We start from the raw sequence: 21,161 nt of genomic DNA on the forward strand, positions 1-21,161 counted from the left end.
TCATTATAAATGTGATAGCAGATTCAACAATATATAATATATCGCAGGTACATTCATTGAAGCAAATGTCAAAAATTTTAAAAAAGGAATTTATTGCTTTTATTTGTTTGAGGAAATATAATATGCGATATATTACATATTACATTTTATTTGAAGTTAGGAGAAAACCGTATGTCTAGCACTCAAGCTTCCATTGCAACGTCGCCGTCCGCTTTAAAAACGATATACCCGTTGTTGTTTGCCATTAGCTTCGTGCATTTGATTAATGACACGATCCAATCGGTCGTACCGGCATTATTTCCTATTTTGAAGGATTCACTTTCACTGAGCTTTGCCCAAATTGGATTGATCTCTTTGATGATTAATTTAACAGCAGCACTGCTTCAGCCTGTTATCGGCATATTGTCTGATTCGCATCCGAAGCCGATGCTGCTGCCTATTGGCATGTTATTCACGATGGGAGGCGTTGCTGCTCTTTCTTATGCCTCGCAATTCTGGATGGTCATGGCTGCCGTTATGTTCATTGGAATTGGCTCAGCCGTCTTTCATCCAGCCTCTGCGCGCGTCTCCTATTTGGCAGCTGGCGTGAAAAAAGGTACAGGGCAGTCCATCTTTCAATTTGGCGGAAATATTGGACAATCGCTTGCACCGATCATGACAGCTGTGCTGTTCGTGCACACAGGCCAGCGCGGAGTTATTTGGTTTGCTCTAGTCGTTATGATCGGGATTGTCATTCAATTCAATGTGGCCAAATGGTACGGCAAGCAGCTCGCGCTTGTGCCGAATAAGAGCACGAAGCAGGCGGCAAAGCCGGTCTCTAAACTGAATGTGTCCACCGGCAAGGTCATATTTGCATTAACGATTTTAATGATTCTTGTGTTTTCCAAAAACGTCTACATTTCTGCGATCAGCAGCTATTACTCTTTTTATGCGATCGAGCATTTTGGCCTCTCAGTCAGTCATGCACAAATTGTATTGTTCGTCTTTCTCGCAGCGAATGTAATCGGTTTGCTGCTCGGCGGCGTGCTGGCAGATAAGTTTAGTCGTCGCAGCTTGATCTGGTTCTCGATCTTAGGAACTGCGCCATTTGCGCTGCTGCTTCCATATGCCAATTTAACATTTTCCGTTATTCTGATCTTTTTTGCCGGCTTAATATTGGCATCTGCGTTTTCCGTCATTTTGGTTTATGCGAACGAATTGCTGCCAGGACGAGTCGGCCTGGTATCGGGTGTGTTTTTCGGAATGGCGTTTGGTCTCGGGGGTATTGGTTCGGCGGTTCTCGGTAATTTGGCAGATTCAATGGGTATTGAGTTTGTTATTCGCTGCACTTCATATTTGCCTTTGCTCGGCATGCTCACGATTTTGCTGCCATCGGATCGCAAAGCTAAAGCAACCGATTAATCCGCGCAGACGATTTTCTCATTAGGACAATTTCCGCGGTTTCCCCGCCCACATACAATGATGGTGTATAGCCTAATCGGTGCTGGGAGGGGAGTAACGCTGTGAGTAAGCGGACTTTAATGATCGTTTCGCTTGTCATTTATGTATTGCTAGCTATCTTATTCCTCGTTTTGTCTATTTTTCACTAAACATATAACAGAGCAAGGGCTGTCTAATGAGTAGAATGATCTACTCCAGACAGCCCTTGTTTGTTTAAAAGAGACAGCTACTTGCCAAGCTGCTGCTGACTAAGCTTCATTTTACGGTAATCTTTCGGCACGACGCCCTTTGTTTCACGGAAAATACGGGAAAAGGTTTTGTATGAGCCATATCCGACCTCCAGCGCAATTTCAGCGACGCTCATATCTGTAGAGACAAGCAGGCTGCAAGCATGCCGCAAGCGCAAATCATGCAGGAAGTGAACGAAGGTTTGACCGGTCGTTTGTTTTATAACTTCACTAATTCGAGAAATGCTTAGTGAGAAGCGGCTTGCAAGGTCAGATAGCGAAAGCTCGTCTTGATAATGTTGATGAATATAATGAATGATCGGCCATACCGAGGCGCTGGATTTTGATGCGAGCTTTGAAGTCGGAGCAGACGGCGCAAGATTTCGGCGGTAACGGTCAAAGAAAGCCAATATTTCCTTTAGCCGCACTTGCAGCATCGTGCGGCGCCAAGGCTCCTGCCCCGTATACTCGTGAAACATATCTTCTATTAAATGCTTCATTCGTTCATTATCAGCACCGCTGAGTTGAACGAATGGCTGCAGCGCGTTCTGATCGATGAGGTCCATAAGACCTTCCTCTTGTCCAGGCTCCATCAGCAAATCCATGCTGAACATACAATTATAAAGAACAAGTGTACTGCCAGGCTCAGTAAAAAGCTCATGCACCTGATAGGGGAGCACAAACGTAAATGTGCCAGGCAGCATTTGATGCTTGGCATCGTTGATAGATTCAGAGCCTCTTCCGTCGATCACATATGAGAACTCTAAGAAATCATGACGATGCGGCCTGAAGCCATGGTAAAGACGGTTTAAACTAATGTGAAGGGGAGAAGAGGTGTTCATATTTGGATACGTTTTCAAATAATCAGGTATGTAGGTCATGAATGAATGCATTCCTCCGAAAAACTGAGACTTTTATCGAAAAACAAGCACGATTTCTCATCCCGTTTATTCTAACATAAATAGTGAGATCAAGTGTTGCCAAAAACGAGTACTTATTGATGAGCAAGGATTCACTCAAACGCATAGGAGGAATTTCATTGACTACAGAAAATAAGATTAGAATAGGTATTATTGGTGCAGGAAATATCGGCAACGTCCATGCAGGAGAATTTTCTAAGCTTGGCGAAGAGTGTATCATTACGGCTATTACTGATTTGGATTTGACGCGCGCTGAGAAAATAGCCAAGCAATATGGTATTGAGCATGTGGTGGCTTCAAATGAAGAGTTGATTCGGCGAGCTGACATCGATGCTGTCATCATCGGTGTGCCTAACCAATTTCATGCTCCGCTTGCCGTGCAAGCTCTTGAAGCTGGCAAACATGTATTAATTGAGAAGCCAATGGGCATTAACAGCGATGCTGCTCGTCAAATATTGAGAGCAAGCGAAGCAGCAGATCGCGTTGTAATGGTAGCTCATCAAATGCGCTGGGAATCCGTTGCAATGCAAATTAAAGAACAAATCGAGCGCGGTGAGCTTGGGAAAATTTATACGGCCAAAACAGGCTGGTTTCGTCGTAAAGGCATTCCAGGCTGGGGCACATGGTTTACGCAAATGGATCAATCAGGCGGCGGCCCGCTTATCGATATCGGCGTTCACATGCTTGACCTTGCGCTATATTTGATGGGCAACCCGAAGCCGGTTTCCGTATACGGCTCAACCTATGCAGAGTTTGGCCCTAACCGTAAAGGGATTGGCACATGGGGTACACCTGATTGGGACGGAACTTATGATGTTGAGGACTTGGCTACGGCGCTAATTAAAATGGAAGACGGCAGTACGCTCTCGCTTGAAGTCAGTTGGGCTGTTCATATGGATACGGACAATTCGCCGTTTATTCATGTGATGGGTTCAGAAGGCGGCGCAAGCTATCGCGGTGCTGAAGGCAAGCTGCTTACTGAAAAATTTGATCGCCCGATTGAAAGCGTTTTGCGCAAATCAGACAATGATGAAGGAGAACGCGCTCGTCTAAGCCGTCACTTCCTTGCGTGCATCCGTGAAGGCAAACAGCCGATTTCTTCTGTATTAACTGGTTTTACGAACAATCTTGTGCTCGATGCGATTTATGAATCATCACGCACAGGCAATGAAGTGAAGCTGGATTGGAATCTAAATAAATAATCGATAAATGAAGAAAGAGGAGGAATTTGTATGTTGAGAGGTTTAACAGGAGCGGGGCTTGGCCGAATTGAAAGTGATGAGCATCTTATTAAGCTAGCTGGCGCATATGGTTTTCAAGCTGTAGATTTGGATGCGAGGTCGCTAATTAATCGTTATGGTGTCGATCAAGCACGCGACCTTCTAGCAAGCAATGGCGTAGTCATAGGTTCAATCGGTCTTCCAGTAGAATGGAGAACGACGGAAGAAGCTTTTCTTGAAGGATTGGAGAAGCTTGCTTCATCCGCAGCTGCGGCTGCGGCTCTAGGCTGTACGAGCTGCTGTACGTATATCTTGCCTTCAACGGATTTGAAAGCAGCTCGCTTCATGGCGCTTGCGACACGCAGATTGCGTACATGCGCACAAATATTAGGCGCTTACGGCATTCGCCTCGGCCTTGAATTTGTTGGTCCTCATCATTTGCGGACGCGTTGGGAAAATCCATTTATTTGGACGCTAGAGGAAACGCTGGAGTGGATCGACGCGATCGGTGAGAGCAATGTTGGATTGTTGTTCGATGCTTATCATTGGTACACGAATAGCCTGACTATTGCTGATATAGAAGCGCTTCGTGCCGATCAAATCGTACATGTGCACATCAACGACGCACCAAATGTACCGGTTGAGGAAGCACTCGACAATGGCCGTGTTTACCCGGGCGAAGGTGTTATTGATCTCGTAGGCTTCCTGCAGGCGCTTGATCGAATTGGCTACAAAGGTGCCGTTTCACAAGAAATTTTATCATCACAAGCGGAGTCGCAATCGCCGGAAGAGCTGGCGCAGCGCTCCAAAGCAGGTTTTGATAAAGTGTTTGGCGCAGCTGGTCTATAAGGAACATTCTTACATTTATATTCATGCACTTTATTTCATCGCTGCAAGCACATCATCGTGCTTGCAGCGTTTTTTATTATTTGCGGTTATAACGAAAAACCGCTAATTATGACATGATTTTTCATGAAATATGCCGGGTACTGTTCACTAGGCGGATTCCGTTATGATGAATAATAATGGTTTTATAAAATATAAGAATTTATAAGCTTGTTAGCTTATAAAGGGCTTATATTTCTCTGCGAAACGAAAGCTAAGCTTTCAAAGGACGGCTTTAGCCGTTTACGCTTGAGACGCTATGAGTAGACCGATAATAGGAGACCAAAAACATGGGATACGAGGCAGAGCAGCTACATCCGTTAAACCTTTGGTATAAGCAGGAGGCTTCACGATGGGAAGAAGCGCTGCCCATTGGGAATGGACGAATAGGCGGCATGGTTTTTGGCGGTGTTAATCAAGAACGCATTCAATTAAATGAAGATACATTGTGGTCGGGTTTTCCGCGCGATACGAATAATTACGAGGCGCTGCGCTACCTCAAGCGAGCTCGGGATTTAATAGCAGATAAAAAATTCGTAGAAGCGGAACAGCTTATTGAGGCGAAAATGCTCGGAACGAATACGGAGTCTTATCAACCGATGGGCGACTTGTTTGTAGAGCAGCATTATGAACTTGGGCATGAGCAAGTTAAAGGCTACATCCGCGAGCTTGATATCGATGCAGGCATAGCCGCTGCTCGGTTTCAAATAGGGGAAACGGTATATTCACGAGAGATATTTGTTAGCGCGGTTGATCAAGTATTATGTGCAAGATACGAATCAGACGGGGAAGAATTGCTAGCGCTTACGGCATCCATGACTTCTTCTGTTCAGTTTGTAATAGAGACAGCTGACAGCGACGCTATTGTACTTCACGGTCGTTGTCCAAGTCATGTTGCGGACAATTATTTTGGCGATCATCCGCTAGCTGTGCAATATGAGGCAGATCGCGGGATTACGTTTCAGGGGAAACTTCAGGTCAAGATAGACGGCGGCAAAATATCAATAAATAGTAATAAACAAATAAACATTCAGGGCGCTCGTTCAGCTACATTTCTGTTAAGTGCAGCAACAAGCTTTGTGAAATTCGATGTGCAGCCGGATAAGAGTTCGGCTGTACTAAGTGAGCAAAACGATCGCATATTGGAAAAAACACAATCGTTTAGCTATGAACAGCTGCGCGAGCGGCATGTACAGGATCACCGCAGCCTGTTTCAACGGGTGCAAATTGATCTAGGTAGGAACGCTCAAGCTCTTTTGCCAACAGATGAGCGGCTGGAAGACTATAAGCAAGGTAAACAAGATCCAGCGCTGGAGGCGCTGTACTTCCAATATGGTCGATATTTGCTTATGGCAAGCTCTCGTCCAGGCACGCAGCCGGCTAATTTGCAGGGGATTTGGAATGATCGCGTTCAGCCACCTTGGAATAGCGACTATACAACGAATATTAATACTCAAATGAATTATTGGCCAGCGGAAGTGGGGAATTTAAGCGAATGTCATGAGCCTTTGTTTCGGATGATTGAGGATCTCAGCGTATCTGGCGCACGAACGTCAGCTATTCATTATAACAGTCGAGGCTGGGTTGCTCATCATAATGTAGACTTGTGGCGGACGTCGACTCCAACTGCCGGTCATCCAAGCTGGGCATTCTGGCCGCTTGGCGGCGTTTGGCTGACACAGCATTTGTGGGAGCATTATTTATATCATCCGAGTGAAACCTTCTTGAGAGACAAAGCTTATCCTCTTATGAAGGGCGCAGCTTTATTTTGTTTGGACTTTCTGCAGGAAAACGACGAAGGGCAGCTGGTAACTTCGCCATCTACCTCGCCAGAGAATAAGTTCTTGACTGCTCAGGGCGAGGCAAGCAGTGTTGCGCAATCGTCTGCCATGGATATTACATTAATCGGTGAGCTGTTTGATCATTGCATAACGGCTGCGAGCTTGCTTGGGCTAGATGCGTCTTTCAAGCAGCAGGTAGAAGCGGCGAGGAGCAAGCTTACTCCACTTCAAATTGCGCCTACCGGGCAATTGCAGGAATGGCATGATGATTTCGAAGAGCACGAGCCTGGGCATCGTCATGTATCCCATTTATACGGCTTATATCCGGGTACGACTATCAATGAAGAAATGACTTCGGAGCTTGTAGAAGCAGGACGTCGTTCACTCGAGAGCCGCATAAACAACGGGGGCGGTCATACAGGCTGGAGTTGTGCGTGGCTGATTAACTTATTTGCGCGGCTAAAGGATTCTAAGTCTTCTTATCGCTTTATCCATACTTTGCTTGCACGCTCCACGCATCCGAATCTGTTCGATGACCATCCACCGTTTCAAATCGATGGGAACTTCGGCGGTACGGCGGGTATAGCAGAACTGCTGCTGCAAAGTCATTTGGGCTATATCGAGCTTCTACCGGCACTCCCTGATGTATGGCCAAGCGGTTATGTGAAAGGTCTTAAGGCACGCGGAGGATTTGTTGTCGATATGGAATGGACAGATGGCAAGCTAACGGCTGGCATCGTTCTATCCACACACGGATCGATCTGCAGCTTGCGTGCTAAAAATGCAATTAGCGTTGTCGCATCTGACGGTACAAACATCGACGCATCAAAGCCGTTCCGAACAAACAAGAACGAATGGTATAACATTTTATCATCAACGATAGAAGGAGATTAATCATCATGACGACAAGCACACGTTTTCCATTTGAGAATATAGAGCTTCCGCTTGAAGAACGGGTAACCGACCTCGTTTCGCGGTTTACGCTGGATGAGAAAATTGAATCGATGGTTCAATACCAGCCTGAAATTGAGCGATTAGGCATCAAGCCTTATAAGCATGGGACGGAAGCGGCACATGGGATGGCTTGGCTTGGCGAAGCGACAACGTTTCCACAGCCGATCGGACTGGGCTGCACATGGAATCCCATGCTGCTGAAGGAAGTAGGCTCTGCCATCGGAGACGAGGCGCGCGTTTATTTTCAGCGGAATCCAGCCATCAACGGCTTAACGCTGTGGGCGCCGACTGTTGATATGGAGCGAGATCCGCGCTGGGGCCGGACAGAAGAGGCTTATGGAGAAGACCCTAAGCTGACAGGTGAACTAACAGCATCGCTCGTACAGGGCATTCAAGGTGATCACCCGCTGTATTTCAAAGCAGTAGCGACCTTGAAGCATTTTATCGGCAATAACAATGAAATCAATCGCGGCAGCTGCTCGGCGAGCATCGATCCGCGCAACATGAAGGAATATTATCAAGCAGCGTTTAAGCCGGCTTTCGTCAAGGGCGGTGCGCATTCGATGATGACCTCATACAACTCAGTCAACGGCACACCTACTATTTTGCATGAGGATGTTAACAAAGTAGTGAAAGAGGAGTGGGGCATGAACGGCTTTATCGTTAGCGATGCAGGGGATTTGCTTGGTATCGTCAACGATCACAACTATTATGATTCTTACAAGGATGCAGTTGCGCATTCCATTAAAGCAGGCATCGACAGCATAACGGATGATAAAGAAAAATCATGTGCTGCCATTCGCGAAGCTTTGGCTGAAGGGCTGCTGTCTGAGCAGGATCTGGACAAAGCACTCATCAACACGTTTCGTGTTCGTTTCCGTCTGGGCGAATTTGATCCAGCTGATCTGAACCCTTATGCGGATATGCCGGAATCGAAGTTATGTGCGCCAGAGCATGGACAATTGTCGCTGCAGGCCGCACGGGAGTCCATTGTATTGCTCAAAAATGAGAACAAAACTTTGCCTTTGAATAAAGAAAAGTTAAGCAGTGTAGCCGTTATCGGACCGCTTGCTGACGTTGTATACCGAGATTGGTATTCTGGTTCTTTGCCGTACAAAGTGACGCCGCTCGAAGGCATTAAGGGCAAGCTTTCCGGCAAAAAGGTATCGTACAGCAGCGGCAATGATCGAGTCATATTAAAATCAGCTGCGAATGGTAAAGCGCTGCGAGCTTCCGCAGACAATGAAAGCCGCATGCAAACGAGCGAATGGGATGAGGACGGCGATACATTCGAGGTGACGGATTGGGGCTGGGGCAGCTTTACGCTTGCGAGCATTAACTCTGGCAAGCTGCTTACTAGCGCGGATGATGTGAATATTGCTGCAGCAGCAAGCGAAGCTTTTGGCTGGTATGTGAAGGAAGTATTCAAGCTCGATGAGCAATCGAGTGGGAAGCTTGCCATTCGAACGTGGAACGGCAAGCTCGTTACCGCTCCAAATGGCGGCGCGGATTCGCTGCAAGTAACGGATGCATCGGAAATCGGAGCTAACGAGCTGTTCGTTAAAGATGTCATCACGGATGGGATTGCAGAAGCGATAGCTGCAGCAAAAGCAGCGGAAACAGCAATCGTCTTCGTTGGCAATAATCCGCTTATTAACGGGAAAGAAGAAATCGATCGTCCAAGCCTTGACCTAGCCGCTTCACAAAATGAATTAATTAGCGCAGTATTCGCGGCAAATCCGAACACGGTAGTCGTTGTTATCGGAAGCTACCCATTTGCTCTGAACAAGGTAAACGAGCAAGTTCCTGCGATTATTTATTTATCGCACGCTGGACAAGAGCTGGGCAATGCAATTGCTGACGTCCTATTCGGCGATTACTCACCGGCTGGACGACTGAATATGACTTGGTACAAATCAGAAGAGCAGTTAACGGATCTGATGGATTATGATATTTTGAAAGGAAAACGAACGTATCTTTATTTCGACGGTGAACCGTTATACCCGTTTGGTTATGGTCTTAGCTACGGTTCATTCCGATATGGCCCGCTTGAAATTACGAATAACGCTGCGAACATCAACGGCAGCATAACGGTGGGGCTAGATGTAACGAATGAATCCGACATTGCAGCCGATGAGGTCGTCCAATTGTATGTTAGCGTAAAAGGTTCAAGGGTTGAGCGTCCGCTTAAGAAGCTGGTTGGCTTCACGCGGATTTCATTCCAGCCTGGAGAGACGCAGGCAGTCGAAATGACTGTCCCTGCAGAAGAGCTTGCCATTTGGGATGTAACGCGTGATCGTTTCTGCCTTGAATCAGCTGATTATACGTTTGCAGCAGGAGGTTCCTCTGCACATGTACTCGCTACATCTACAATAACAATCGAAGGCGAGACCATCCCACCACGTCAGTTGTTCTTGCAAACTCGCGCGGAGAACTATGATGATTATGCCCATGTTTATTTGGATGAGAGCAAGGAAGGCGGAACGGCAGTACGTTTATCTCAAGCTGATGGCTGGATCAAATTCAATGACATTGATTGGTCAAACGGCGCTTGTGTATTCGAAGCTCGCGTTAGCGGCGGCGATCAAGGTGGAGAGGTTTCGATTCAAATTGTCAGCCAAGCTGCTGCATTTAGAGGATCTTGCTCCGTTGCTGCAAGCGGTGAGCAAGAGTGGCAAACCATTCGTATTGACCTGCCAAGCAACAAGCTGGATGGCGATTTGGTTATCGGTTTGGCTGGAAGCGTGAAGCTGAGTTTCTTCCGCTTTCAATAATAAGGAATGTTCATACGGAGCTGTCTTGAAGTGCTATATAGCACTTGGAGCAGCTCCGTTTTTTGCGGCTATGGTTGCTTTTTGTGTAAAGCGGCTTTATTCTTTAGATTAACAATGAGCATCGACAGAGGAGCTAGTCCAAATGATGAACGATATTGAAATCAACTTGTATAGCGATTGGATAAATACGGTGAAAGAAATATTTCGGGGATCGGGGCATCCTTTGCCTGAATCCATGAGCGATAGGGAAGCTGCACTAGTTTACTACTCGCAGACAGCACAAACGGAAGAGGAAGCAGAGCAGCAGGTAGATGCGAATGAGGAGCGTCTCGCCTCACTTCAGCAGACGATCATCGATCATTTCGAAACGGTTATTCTTCCGGATATTCGCAGCAGAACAAATTATTCAGGCGATCGCTTTGTTTTCAAATGGCTGTATAACAAAGGTGAGCATATCGTTGAAGAACACTCGTCGTACCGAATTCCGCTCTAACCAGAGCGGGATTTTTGCATCGTATAGGCAGCGCTTCCATGATGTCTAATTTTGATATGATAAAATATTGAATTCGTGATGTATGCATGAGAGCATACCCGCATTATAATTTAGATGCCTTAAAATTTTACGCGAAAAAGTAAACGCTTTCCTTCACCTATGCTAACGATCTAAGTTTACTGCGCAAAGCTTTAAGGAGGAGCAGTCAGAATGATGAAGAGCATTCGAACAATGGGGCAAAGAATGAACAATATTAGAATCAAAAAGAAACTTATTATTTCTTTTATTCTCGTTGTTTTTGTACCTGTGCTTATCGTAGGTATTTTTCTTACCGTCGCTTTTAGGCAAAATGTGCTTGATCAAGCGACCCAGCAAATTACGAATAACGTAGAGCGAATTAAGAAGCAGACCTTGGACATTATACGAATGCCAATTGAGATTTCGGATAAGCTGCTGGTCGACAATAGGCTAACGAACGTCGTCAACACGCAATACAGCTCTACGTTTGATGTCGTAAAGGCATTTTGGGATTACCGTGATTTTAAAGATTACATCCAATTATACAGTGAAATCTACAACATACGCTTTTATACGACGAATATGACGATACTGGACAATTGGGAGTTTCTAAAGGTTACCGACCCTATTGCGGAAACGCCTTGGTACAAGTCAGCAATGGAACGTGATGGCATCCACTGGGAGTATATTACGGATGAAACCAAAAATAACCGTCGTTATTTGAGCCTTATTCGGAAGATTACGTTCCCTACGTATCGGACAAGCGGCGTATTAGTCATAGGCGTGAATCAAGATGAGCTTAATGCGATGATTAGTCAAGAGCCGTTCGATACGATGATCATTGATGACAGCGGATATATGGTTGCAGCCAAAAACCCTGAATGGGTCGGCAAAAATATTTCCGAATTAGATTTTGCTAGTAAACTAACGAACAAAGCAGCAGGCACCTACGAGTTTAAATACGATGGGAAACCATCCAAAATCGTCATTGAGGATCTTCAGCCTGAATCAAGCTTTAATCAGCTCAAAATCGTATCGGTGTTTACCATTGACAGCATCGTTAGTGGAGCTAATCGGATAAGCTTGCTTGGACTAGGCATTATTTTGCTAAGTTTAGTTATAGCATTTATCATGATTTATATTTTCTCTGCAATTATATCTAAGCGGATGCTGGTGTTGAACAAGGATTTGAACAAAGTGGCCATGGGAGATTTGAACGTGATTTCGCATGTGACTGGCAATGACGAGATTGGCATCCTATCCAAACAATTTAACAACATGGTCGTTAGTATTCGCGGCTTAATGGATGAGGTAGCGGAATCACACAAACAGCAGGCCCAACTGCAGCTTAGACAGAAGGAAATTAAGTTGAAAATGATGGCCAGCCAAATCAATCCGCATTTTTTGTTTAATGCGCTTGAATCGATTCGAATGAAGGCTCACATCAAGGGCGAGACAGAAATTTCTTCAATCGTTCGAATGCTTGGGAAAATGATTCGTCGAAATTTAGAAATAGGCACGCGCAAAATTGCATTAAAGGATGAACTTGAAATGGTGCGCTGTTATTTGGAAATTCAAAAATTCAGATACGGCAACGATCGTTTGACGTTTCGCCTAGATATCGATGCTAACGGCCAGGAAATCGAAATACCGCCGCTCATTATTCAGCCTCTCATTGAAAATGCTGTTGTGCATGGTCTTGAAAATATTGCTGAGGGCGGTTTCGTATGGTTAAAGACAGAGGTTAGTGATCACATACTCCACGTTGAGGTTTCCGATAATGGTGTAGGAATTAGCGATGACAAAATCAATGAAATCAATGAATCGCTTCATGATATGGAAGAAGAGGAAGAATACCGGATTGGACTGCGTAATGTCCACCAACGGCTTGTCATGATCTATGGGGACGGTTATGGCTTGACGCTGAAGAGCGAGCTCGGATCAGGTACACGAATAACTTTTGAAATTCCAATAGGGGGTCATTCGCTTGCATAAAGTGCTAATTGTAGACGATGAACCGATGATTAGAGAAGGATTGCAAACGTTAGTTGATTGGAACAAATACGGCTTTGCCGTCGTCGGAACAGCATCGAATGGCCGCGAGGCGGTGGAGAAGCATGCTGTGCTTAGTCCTGATTTGATTCTGATCGATATCCGCATGCCGGGCATGGATGGGCTTCAAGCGATTGAGGAAATTAGGAAAACGGACAACAGCTGTCATTTCTTAATTTTGAGCGGATATGCCGAGTTCAATTACGCCAAGCAAGCGATTGCGCATAATGTAGATGGCTATATATTAAAGCCGATCGATGAGGATGAGCTGGAGAGCTATGTCGAACGTGTTTCTGTGCAGCTCCAAAGTCAGTCAGAGCAGCGTCAAAATACAGAGCAATCGGCATCTCTACTGCGTGAGGATATGCTATATCAGCTCTCAAGCGGGAAGCTTGATCCAAATGCGGCTAACAGCCAAGAGCTGAAAGCATTACTGGGAGAGTCGGCGAAATATTATCAGCTGATGTTGATTGAGCTTTACAGCAGGGAGCATTCACTTACGTTGAATGCAACGCTTAAGAAGAAGCTGACGGACATTGTTGAACAGAAGCAAATCGGCTGGGTCTTTTCTGCTGAGCCTTATATCGGTATTTTGCTTAAGGATTATATGCTTCAAAACGGTTCGCGCGAGCAAATGAAGCTGTGGATCGAGGAATGCTGCGGAACGAAGGTTAGATTCGCAGCCGCAGCCAGCGAGCCTGTTCGCGAACCCTCTGAGCTGCAAAAATGGTCAGAGCCCATTCATGACTTATTGAAACAACGCTTCATGCTGCAAGGACAGTTCATACATCTGGCGTCTTTATCAGAAGATGGAATGCGGATGGCAGCTGAGCCTGGCGGTCAATTATCAATTGAAAGTCTTGCACAAAAGCTTTTTTATATGCTGGATATTGGGAGCAAGGAAGGGATGGACAAAGCGCTGCAGGAGGCGTCGGATCAAATCTGCGCTCATGATTCATCAGAACCATTCGTCAAATCTAGCTGGGCGCAGCTGCTTACGATTGTGCTGAACAAAGCGACCCTATCGAACCCACAGCTGTCGCTGCATGAGGATCTGTCGATGATTACCGCATTATATCTTGCTCATCATTATGAGGAAATGATTAATCAACTGCATATACGTCTATCGGATCTAGCGATGAAAGTCGGAAAATCAGACAGCTTGTCTGTAATGAAGCAAATGACCGAATTTATTGAACGGCATTACAGTGAAAATATTAAGCTGGAGACGCTGGCGGATCTTTTTAATTACAATAGCGGTTATTTAGGCAAAATGTTCAAAAACCATACGGGTGAACATTTCAATACGTATTTGGACCAGGTGCGAATTCAGCATGCCATCGAGCTGCTGCAGGAGGGACTAAAGGTTCATCAGGTGTCGGAACGGGTCGGCTATGCGAACGTTGATTACTTCCACAGTAAATTTAAAAAGTATAAAGGGGTGTCACCCTCGTCCTTTAAGAGTATTTCTGGTAGAGCGGCTTTGGAATAAGGAGCTGCTGATAATACAATTAATTCGTATTAGAAGACATCTATTTCCCAGGGCTGCTAGAGGCGCTGGCGATCTGGATGTTTTTTTATGATCCGTTAAGAACCTGTGGTTATGAAAGCGCTTGAAACAACGTATTTTCATATGATTTTAGGTCTAATTTTATGGGTGCAAGAGGATGGGTTCTATCGTTTATGATAAGTACAGATAAGAGAGGGTAGCTACTTACCACATATGGTAGCTTGCAAAGACGTTTTTGCACGAAGCAAAAACAGTAGGAGGAGCAGCTATGAAACCGCTAACAGATAGTCCTAAGCAAATAAGGGCGATAAACAAAAAGAATCGATTTTGGTTCAAAGCATTTCAACAGCGTTATTTGTACATGATGTCGCTGCCGTTTGTGATCTGGATATTCATTTTCAGCTATGTGCCGGTATGGGGCTGGTTGACCGCATTTCAGAATTACAAGCCGAAAAATGGGATATTGGATCAAAAATGGGTAGGTCTTGATAATTTCGTAGAGCTGTTCCAAGATGAAAGATTTTATATCGTTTTGCGAAACACGCTGGCAATGAGTACGATGGGGCTAATCGTCGGTTTTACGATTCCTGTTATTTTTGCTCTATTGCTTAATGAAATAAGAGGACAGTTTTTTAAGCGCTCTGTACAAACCATTTCATATTTGCCGCACTTTGTATCCTGGGTCGTTGTTGCAGGACTTGTATCAAAGATGCTGTCAACAGACGGCGGTGCCATTAATCAATTACTGATGTTCCTTAATATCATTGATACGCCGATTCAGTTTATGGCAAAAGGAGAATGGTTCTGGGGCATTGTAACGCTATCGGATTTATGGAAGGAAATGGGCTGGAATTCAATCATTTTCTTAGCAGCCATGGCGGGCATTGATCCTGAACTTTATGAAGCGTCAACTGTCGATGGGGCAGGCAGATTCCGCAAAATGTGGCATATCACCTTACCGGGCATTCGGACGACCTTTATGGTGCTTTTCATCTTATCGATCGGTCATTTAGTCAGCATTGGCTTCGAGAAACAGTTTTTGCTAGGCAATCCTCTTGTATCTGATTTTTCAGAGGTGCTCGATCTGTATGCGCTTAAGTACGGTATTCAAATGAGCCGGTATTCGTATGGTACGGCAATCGGTATTTTTAATTCCGTAGTCAGCATCCTATTAGTGTTTATCGCGAACGGAATATACAAACGAGTCACCAAAGAATCAATCATATAGGAGGTGCTGAACATGCAAGGAGCAATGAGAAGAAATACAAGCGACAAAATATTTGACACATTCATTTATATATTCATGATCATCGTTGCTATCGTAACGTTATATCCGTTCCTTAATGTTCTAGCGATATCATTTAATGATTCGGTAGATACAGTCAGAGGCGGTCTAACGATATATCCTCGCGAATTTACGCTAAAAAACTACGAGACGATTTTCGGCTTTCAGGGACTGCTTGTAGGCTTCAAAAACTCGGTTATTCGTACCGTTTTGGGAACTCTCATCGGAGTATTATCTGCTTCTATGATGGCATACACGTTAAGCCGTCCAGACTTCCAAGCTAGAAGATGGATGTCAGTCGCTTTTGCTCTAACGATGTATTTCTCAGGGGGGCTCATTCCGGGGTTCCTGCTTATGAAAAACTTGGGTTTGATTGGTACGTTTTCGGTTTATATCATTCCAGCTATTTTGAGCGTGTGGAACGTGTTCGTAGTCCGCTCTTATATTGACGGTCTTCCGTATGCTCTCCAAGAATCGGCCAAAATTGATGGGGCAAATGATTGGACTATATTTTGGAAGGTTATTCTTCCGCTTTGTCAGCCTGTACTCGCTACAATTGCTTTGTTTATTGCAGTGGGACACTGGAACTCCTGGTTTGATACGTACTTGTTCAATAATAGGAGCCCAGAGAATACGACACTTCAGTATGAGCTGATGAAGGTGCTTCTATCGACGCAAACGGGAAGTAATTATCGTGACCCTAACGCGCAGCAAACGCTGGCGTCGGTTTCACCGGAGTCAATCAAAATGGCGATTACAATCGTCGTTACGGTACCAATCCTGCTAGTCTATCCTTTCCTGCAAAAGTATTTTGTCAAAGGTATGACGCTTGGTGCAGTAAAAAGTTAATATTGGTAATAGCAGGTTTCCTGTTATATACACGAGCATGATGAACTAGAAAAAGGGAGGCTTTCAAGCAATGAAAAGAAAAATGCAAATGGCTTTAAGCTTGGTATTGGCACTTGTATTCGTATTCGTCACAGCATGCGGCAACTCGAATAATGAAGGCGGTACGAACAAAGAAACGAATGCGCCAAGCAATTCGGCTAATTCACCAACAGATACAGCAACAGAACCTGAAAAGTCAGATCCAATCACGATTCGTATTGCTTCTGGCGACACGAACCCAAGCTGGGATGATATGAAGTCAGATGTAGGTCAGTTTATTTTAGATAAAACAGGTATTACGATTAAACAAGAATTTCCTGTCGGCGGTAGTGACACAGATATGTTTGCCCTTATGGTAGCAAGCGACGAGTATCCGGATATGGTTATGCCAAAAGGCAGCGCAGGCAAATTGGTTGATGCTGGCGCACTGATCGATCTTCGTCCTTTGATTGAAGAGCATGCTCCGAACTTGAAAAAGATTTACGGCGAGTACTTTAACCGTCTTCGTTGGAGCAAAGATGATGAGGCGATTTATGTGCTTCCTCAAGACGGCGTAGGACAAACCTACTTTGAAGCTGGCGGCGGTTTCCAATTGCAGCATCAAGTGCTTGAAGCCGCAGGTTATCCAGAAATCAAAACGGTACAAGACTATGAAGCTGCAATCAAAGCTTATATTGAGAAGAACCCCAAAACAGCAGATGGCCAGCCGACAATCGGCATGTCGCTTAATGGCGGTGAATGGCAAATTCTGATTTCGGTTACAAACCCGGCCTTCTATGCTACAGGAGCTCCAGATGATGGCGAGTTTTTCGTTAATCAAGATACGCATGAAGCGATCATGCATTACCAGCGTCCAGAAGAAAGAGAGTATTTCCGCTGGTTGAACCATATGAACGATGTAGGCTTGCTTGACAAAGAAAGCTTCGTTCAAAAATACGATCAATACAAAGCAAAAATCGCTTCCGGCCGCGTGCTTGGTCTTATCGACCAAAACTGGGATTATGGCGAAGCAGAGAACGCTTTGAAAGCAGCTGGCAATTTTAAATCAACTTACGCTCGTTTCCCTGTAACGCTGAATGATACATTCCAAGATCACTCTTTCCAAGGCACAGGTTACCTCTCTGGCTACGGAATTGGGATTACAAAAGATGCAAAAGATCCTGTACGCTTAATCAAATTCCTTGATTACCTTGCGTCTGACGAAGGTCAAGTGCTTGTTAACTGGGGTATTGAAGGCAAGCATTACAACGTAGAAGGCGGAAAACGCGTTATTCCTGCAGATGTTCAAGCTCAAAAATCAAACGATGGTAATACATTCAAAAAAACAACAGGCATTGGCAACTACTTGATTTCCGCTCGTTATGGTGATGGCGTGAAGGATCCTTCTGGAAACTACTATACGACGACATTCCCTGAGCAAATTCAAACGGCTTATTCCGAAGAAGACAAGAAGACGCTTGCGAAATACAATGCAAAAACGTACAGAGACCTGTGGCCTGCTGACAATGCATTCCCTGTTCGTAAATATGGCGCAGCTTGGACACTTCCGTTCGAGACAGGCTCACAAGCTAACGTTATTTTCCAAAAAACACAAGATATTATGAAAAAACGTATCCCTGAAGCGATTCTTGCTAAACCAGCAGACTTCGATAAAATCTATGATGCATTCCTGAAAGATTTGGATGATGCAGGAGTAGCAAAATTGAATGCTGAATTTACAAAAATGGTACAGGATCGCGTGGAGCTTTGGTCGAAATAAGATTCAAAGTGAATTAGCAGGGAGAGGGCTCATAGGATGAGCTCTCTCCCTTGTTGTCAATAAACAAAAACTGAAGGGAGAATGAAATAAATATGATACATGAGAAACTTCCAAAAATATGGTACGGCGGAGATTATAATCCGGAGCAGTGGGACGATGAGACGATGACGGAGGATCTCCGTATGTTCAAGCTTGCGAATATTGACGTTGCTACGGTTAACGTTTTTTCTTGGGCGCGCATACAACCAAGCGAAGAAACCTATGATTTCACCGAGCTGGATAAAATAATAGACAGGCTTCATGGAGATCATATTTCTGTATGCCTTGCGACTAGTACTGGCGCTCACCCGGCATGGATGGCGAAAAGATACCCTGATGTTACCCGTGTTGATTACGAAGGACGCAAACGTAAATTTGGCGGACGCCACAACTCATGCCCGAGCAGCCAAACCTATCGGCATCATGCGAAGCACATTGCCGGGAAATTAGCTGAACGCTATAAGGATCATCCTGCCATTGTCGCATGGCATATTTCAAATGAATATGGCGGCTACTGTTATTGCGATAACTGCGCCGATGCATTCCGGACATGGCTGAAAAATCGTTATCACACGATTGAGCAATTGAACAAAGCTTGGTATACAAGCTTCTGGGGCCATACTTTCTATGATTGGGATGAAATCGAGCTTCCAAATGCGCTTAGCGAAGAGTGGGGCGGCAACCGAACGAATTTCCAAAGCATTTCGCTCGACTATCGCAGATTTCAATCCGATGCGTTGCTTGATTGTTACTTAATTGAATTCGTGGAAATTCGCAAGCACTCACCTAACATTCAAATTACGACGAATATGATGGGTACTTACCCTGAGCTTGATTATTTCAAATGGGCAAAACATTTGGATGTCATTTCGTGGGACAACTACCCGTCGATTGACACACCTGTAAGCTATACAGCTATGACGCACTCGTTAATGCGCGGCTTGAAGAGCGGGCAGCCATTTATGCTGATGGAACAAACGCCTAGCCAGCAAAACTGGCAAGCCTACAATGCTTTGAAGCGTCCTGGCGTTATGCGGCTTTGGAGCTATCAGGCCGTTGCACATGGCGCTGATACCGTCATGTTCTTCCAGCTGCGCCGCTCGATTGGGGCATGCGAGAAATATCATGGTGCTGTTATTGAGCATGTAGGTCATGAGCATACTCGCGTCTTCCGTGAATGCGCAGAACTTGGACAAGAGCTGACGCGCCTCTCAGACAAGCTGCTTGATTCACGAAATGATGCAAAGGCAGCTATTATATTTGACTGGGAAAATCGCTGGGCAGTCGAATTGTCCAGTGGGCCAAGTATTGCATTAAAGTATGTGGATGAGGTTCATAAGTATTATGATGCTTTGTTTGAATTGAACGTTCAAACGGATATGATTAGCGTCGAGGAAAACTTTGAGCAATACGATCTCGTCATTGCACCGGTCATGTATATGATTAAACCGGGCTTTGCGGAGAAGGTTGAAGCGTTCGTCGAACGCGGTGGAACGTTTATTACCACTTTTTTCAGCGGCATCGTAAATGAGAATGATCTCGTTACTACGGGCGGTTATCCAGGTCAACTGCGTAAGGTTCTCGGTATTTGGGCGGAGGAGATCGATGCGCTGCTGCCAGGACAACACAACCAATTGGTTATGAAAAAAGCAGACGGAGCACTTAGCGGCACTTATACATGCAGTCTGCTATGTGATTTGATCCATACGGAAGGCGCTGAGGTAGTTGCCGAATACGGCTCGGATTTTTACAAAGGCATGCCAGCTGTTACCGTCAATAAATTTGGAAGTGGAGAGGCTTGGTACATTGCCTCCAGCCCTGACAAGCATTTCCTGCAATCGCTGCTCACAAATTTATGTAAAGACAAAGGGATTGAGCCAGTACTGGCGGTTCCTTCAGGGGTGGAAGTGACACGCAGAAATAAAGCTGGCAAATCATTCACATTTATTTTGAACCATAATTCCGAAGATGCTGAGCTGCAGCTTGGATCGCAGCAGAGAACGGAGCTTCTGACTGGCGCGCTTGTCAGCGGAACTTACAGCTTATCTGCCAAAGGCGTTATGGTTATTGAACAATAAAACATTTGCCTAGTTAAATGGCCTCGGATAAGCTCCGCTGCTGGGTGTTTGGCATATGCTGTTGATAAAAGCCCGGTATGAGGGGAGCAGCGCTTGTGTCGACGAAGCGGCAACGTCATCTATTGAGCTTACTCGTGCTTATATTGTATGTTTTGCTCGTTCTTTTATTATTAGCCATATTTCTTTAAATAAAGGGTTGCCCGCGACTGGATCATTAGTCGGGCAATCCTTTATTTTGTTGGAATATTGCTACCTGCTATTACAAATAATGAATCAGAAGAAAGCAAAGTGGTTACGGAACTTTATCCACATGTATAGAGGAAAGCCGTAGCGGAAAAGGAGGATGGCATTGTGGCGACCAAAAGCAAAAACCGATACAAAAAAATGTCCATGTCACCAAAAGAATATCAATCTTTCGCAAAAACGATGGAGCCGCCTCGATCTATTTTTGGAAATTGTTTAAAAGCATTTGTTTTTGGCGGGGCAATTTGCGTAGTTGGACAAGTTATACAGGAGCTTTATGTACATTTGATGGGAATGAGCGAAGAAGCGGCAAGTAATCCTACGGTTGCGACGCTTATATTGATATCGGTTATTTTAACGAGCCTTGGCGTGTACGATAAAATTGCCCAATGGGCTGGAGCTGGCTCTGCAGTTCCTGTAACCGGATTTGCCAATTCCATGTGTTCAGCTGCTTTGGAGCATCGGAGCGAAGGGCTTGTGCTAGGCGTAGGCGGCAATATGTTTAAACTGGCTGGTTCAGTTATTGTCTTCGGTACGGTCGCTGCATTCTTCGTCGGTATCGCTCATCTTATTCTCGGAACTGGGGGTCAGTAAT

Annotated in this window: 14 protein-coding genes; 13 read left to right on the top strand and 1 reads right to left on the bottom strand. The window is 45.1% G+C overall.

The genetic code is table 11. The annotated features are described in order from the left end of the window. Window positions 1-171 precede the first annotated feature (171 nt). Window positions 172-1,401 (top strand): MFS transporter, encoded by a 1,230-nt coding sequence (locus AC787_RS25625; RefSeq protein WP_054027787.1) that lies wholly within the window; start codon window positions 172-174, stop codon window positions 1,399-1,401. Between the two features lie 265 nt (window positions 1,402-1,666). Here the strand turns inward: AC787_RS25625 and AC787_RS25630 are convergent, their stop codons facing one another. Next, complete coding sequence (locus AC787_RS25630) at window positions 1,667-2,548, bottom strand: AraC family transcriptional regulator (protein ID WP_054027788.1); 882 nt, start codon at window positions 2,546-2,548, stop codon at window positions 1,667-1,669. Window positions 2,549-2,706: 158 nt separating this feature from the next. On the opposite strand from AC787_RS25630, the gene AC787_RS25635 reads away from it, so the two are divergent. The 12 genes from AC787_RS25635 (at window position 2,707) to spoVAC (ending at window position 21,160) form a co-directional block, all read left to right on the top strand. After that, window positions 2,707-3,789 carry a Gfo/Idh/MocA family protein gene (locus tag AC787_RS25635; protein WP_054027789.1) on the top strand — a complete coding sequence of 361 codons (1,083 nt, stop codon included), beginning with the start codon at window positions 2,707-2,709 and terminating at the stop codon, window positions 3,787-3,789. Between the two features lie 30 nt (window positions 3,790-3,819). Then, window positions 3,820-4,656, top strand: coding sequence for a sugar phosphate isomerase/epimerase family protein (locus AC787_RS25640; protein WP_054027790.1), 837 nt, complete (start codon window positions 3,820-3,822; stop codon window positions 4,654-4,656). A gap of 326 nt (window positions 4,657-4,982) precedes the next feature. After that, the gene (locus tag AC787_RS25645) at window positions 4,983-7,367 is read left to right on the top strand and encodes a glycosyl hydrolase family 95 catalytic domain-containing protein (RefSeq protein ID WP_054027791.1); all 2,385 of its coding nucleotides are present in this window, start codon (window positions 4,983-4,985) and stop codon (window positions 7,365-7,367) included. Between the two features lie 5 nt (window positions 7,368-7,372). Continuing rightward, entirely contained in the window at window positions 7,373-10,201 is a 2,829-nt protein-coding gene (locus AC787_RS25650; protein WP_054027792.1) for a glycoside hydrolase family 3 C-terminal domain-containing protein, read from the top strand. A gap of 142 nt (window positions 10,202-10,343) precedes the next feature. After that, the gene (locus AC787_RS25655; RefSeq protein WP_235561117.1) at window positions 10,344-10,694 is read left to right on the top strand and encodes a hypothetical protein; all 351 of its coding nucleotides are present in this window, start codon (window positions 10,344-10,346) and stop codon (window positions 10,692-10,694) included. Between the two features lie 210 nt (window positions 10,695-10,904). Next, window positions 10,905-12,707: a sensor histidine kinase gene (locus tag AC787_RS25660; RefSeq protein WP_054027793.1), complete on the top strand. Its 1,803-nt coding sequence runs from the start codon at window positions 10,905-10,907 to the stop codon at window positions 12,705-12,707. A gap of 1 nt (window position 12,708) precedes the next feature. Further along, the gene (locus tag AC787_RS25665) at window positions 12,709-14,256 is read left to right on the top strand and encodes a response regulator transcription factor (RefSeq protein ID WP_235561139.1); all 1,548 of its coding nucleotides are present in this window, start codon (window positions 12,709-12,711) and stop codon (window positions 14,254-14,256) included. Between the two features lie 286 nt (window positions 14,257-14,542). Continuing rightward, window positions 14,543-15,502 (top strand): ABC transporter permease, encoded by a 960-nt coding sequence (locus AC787_RS25670; protein ID WP_054027795.1) that lies wholly within the window; start codon window positions 14,543-14,545, stop codon window positions 15,500-15,502. Window positions 15,503-15,514: 12 nt separating this feature from the next. Further along, window positions 15,515-16,408, top strand: coding sequence for a carbohydrate ABC transporter permease (locus AC787_RS25675; RefSeq protein WP_054027796.1), 894 nt, complete (start codon window positions 15,515-15,517; stop codon window positions 16,406-16,408). Between the two features lie 70 nt (window positions 16,409-16,478). Beyond that, window positions 16,479-18,206 (top strand): ABC transporter substrate-binding protein, encoded by a 1,728-nt coding sequence (locus AC787_RS25680; protein ID WP_054027797.1) that lies wholly within the window; start codon window positions 16,479-16,481, stop codon window positions 18,204-18,206. 92 nt (window positions 18,207-18,298) lie between these two features. After that, complete coding sequence (locus AC787_RS25685; protein ID WP_054027798.1) at window positions 18,299-20,323, top strand: beta-galactosidase; 2,025 nt, start codon at window positions 18,299-18,301, stop codon at window positions 20,321-20,323. Between the two features lie 384 nt (window positions 20,324-20,707). Further along, a complete protein-coding gene (gene spoVAC / locus AC787_RS25690) occupies window positions 20,708-21,160 on the top strand; it encodes a stage V sporulation protein AC (RefSeq protein WP_152970778.1) in 453 nt (150 codons plus the stop codon). The last annotated feature ends 1 nt before the right edge of the window (window position 21,161 follow it).

Source organism: Bacillus sp. FJAT-28004, assembly GCF_001280845.1.
Taxonomy (GTDB): domain Bacteria; phylum Bacillota; class Bacilli; order Paenibacillales; family Paenibacillaceae; genus Pristimantibacillus.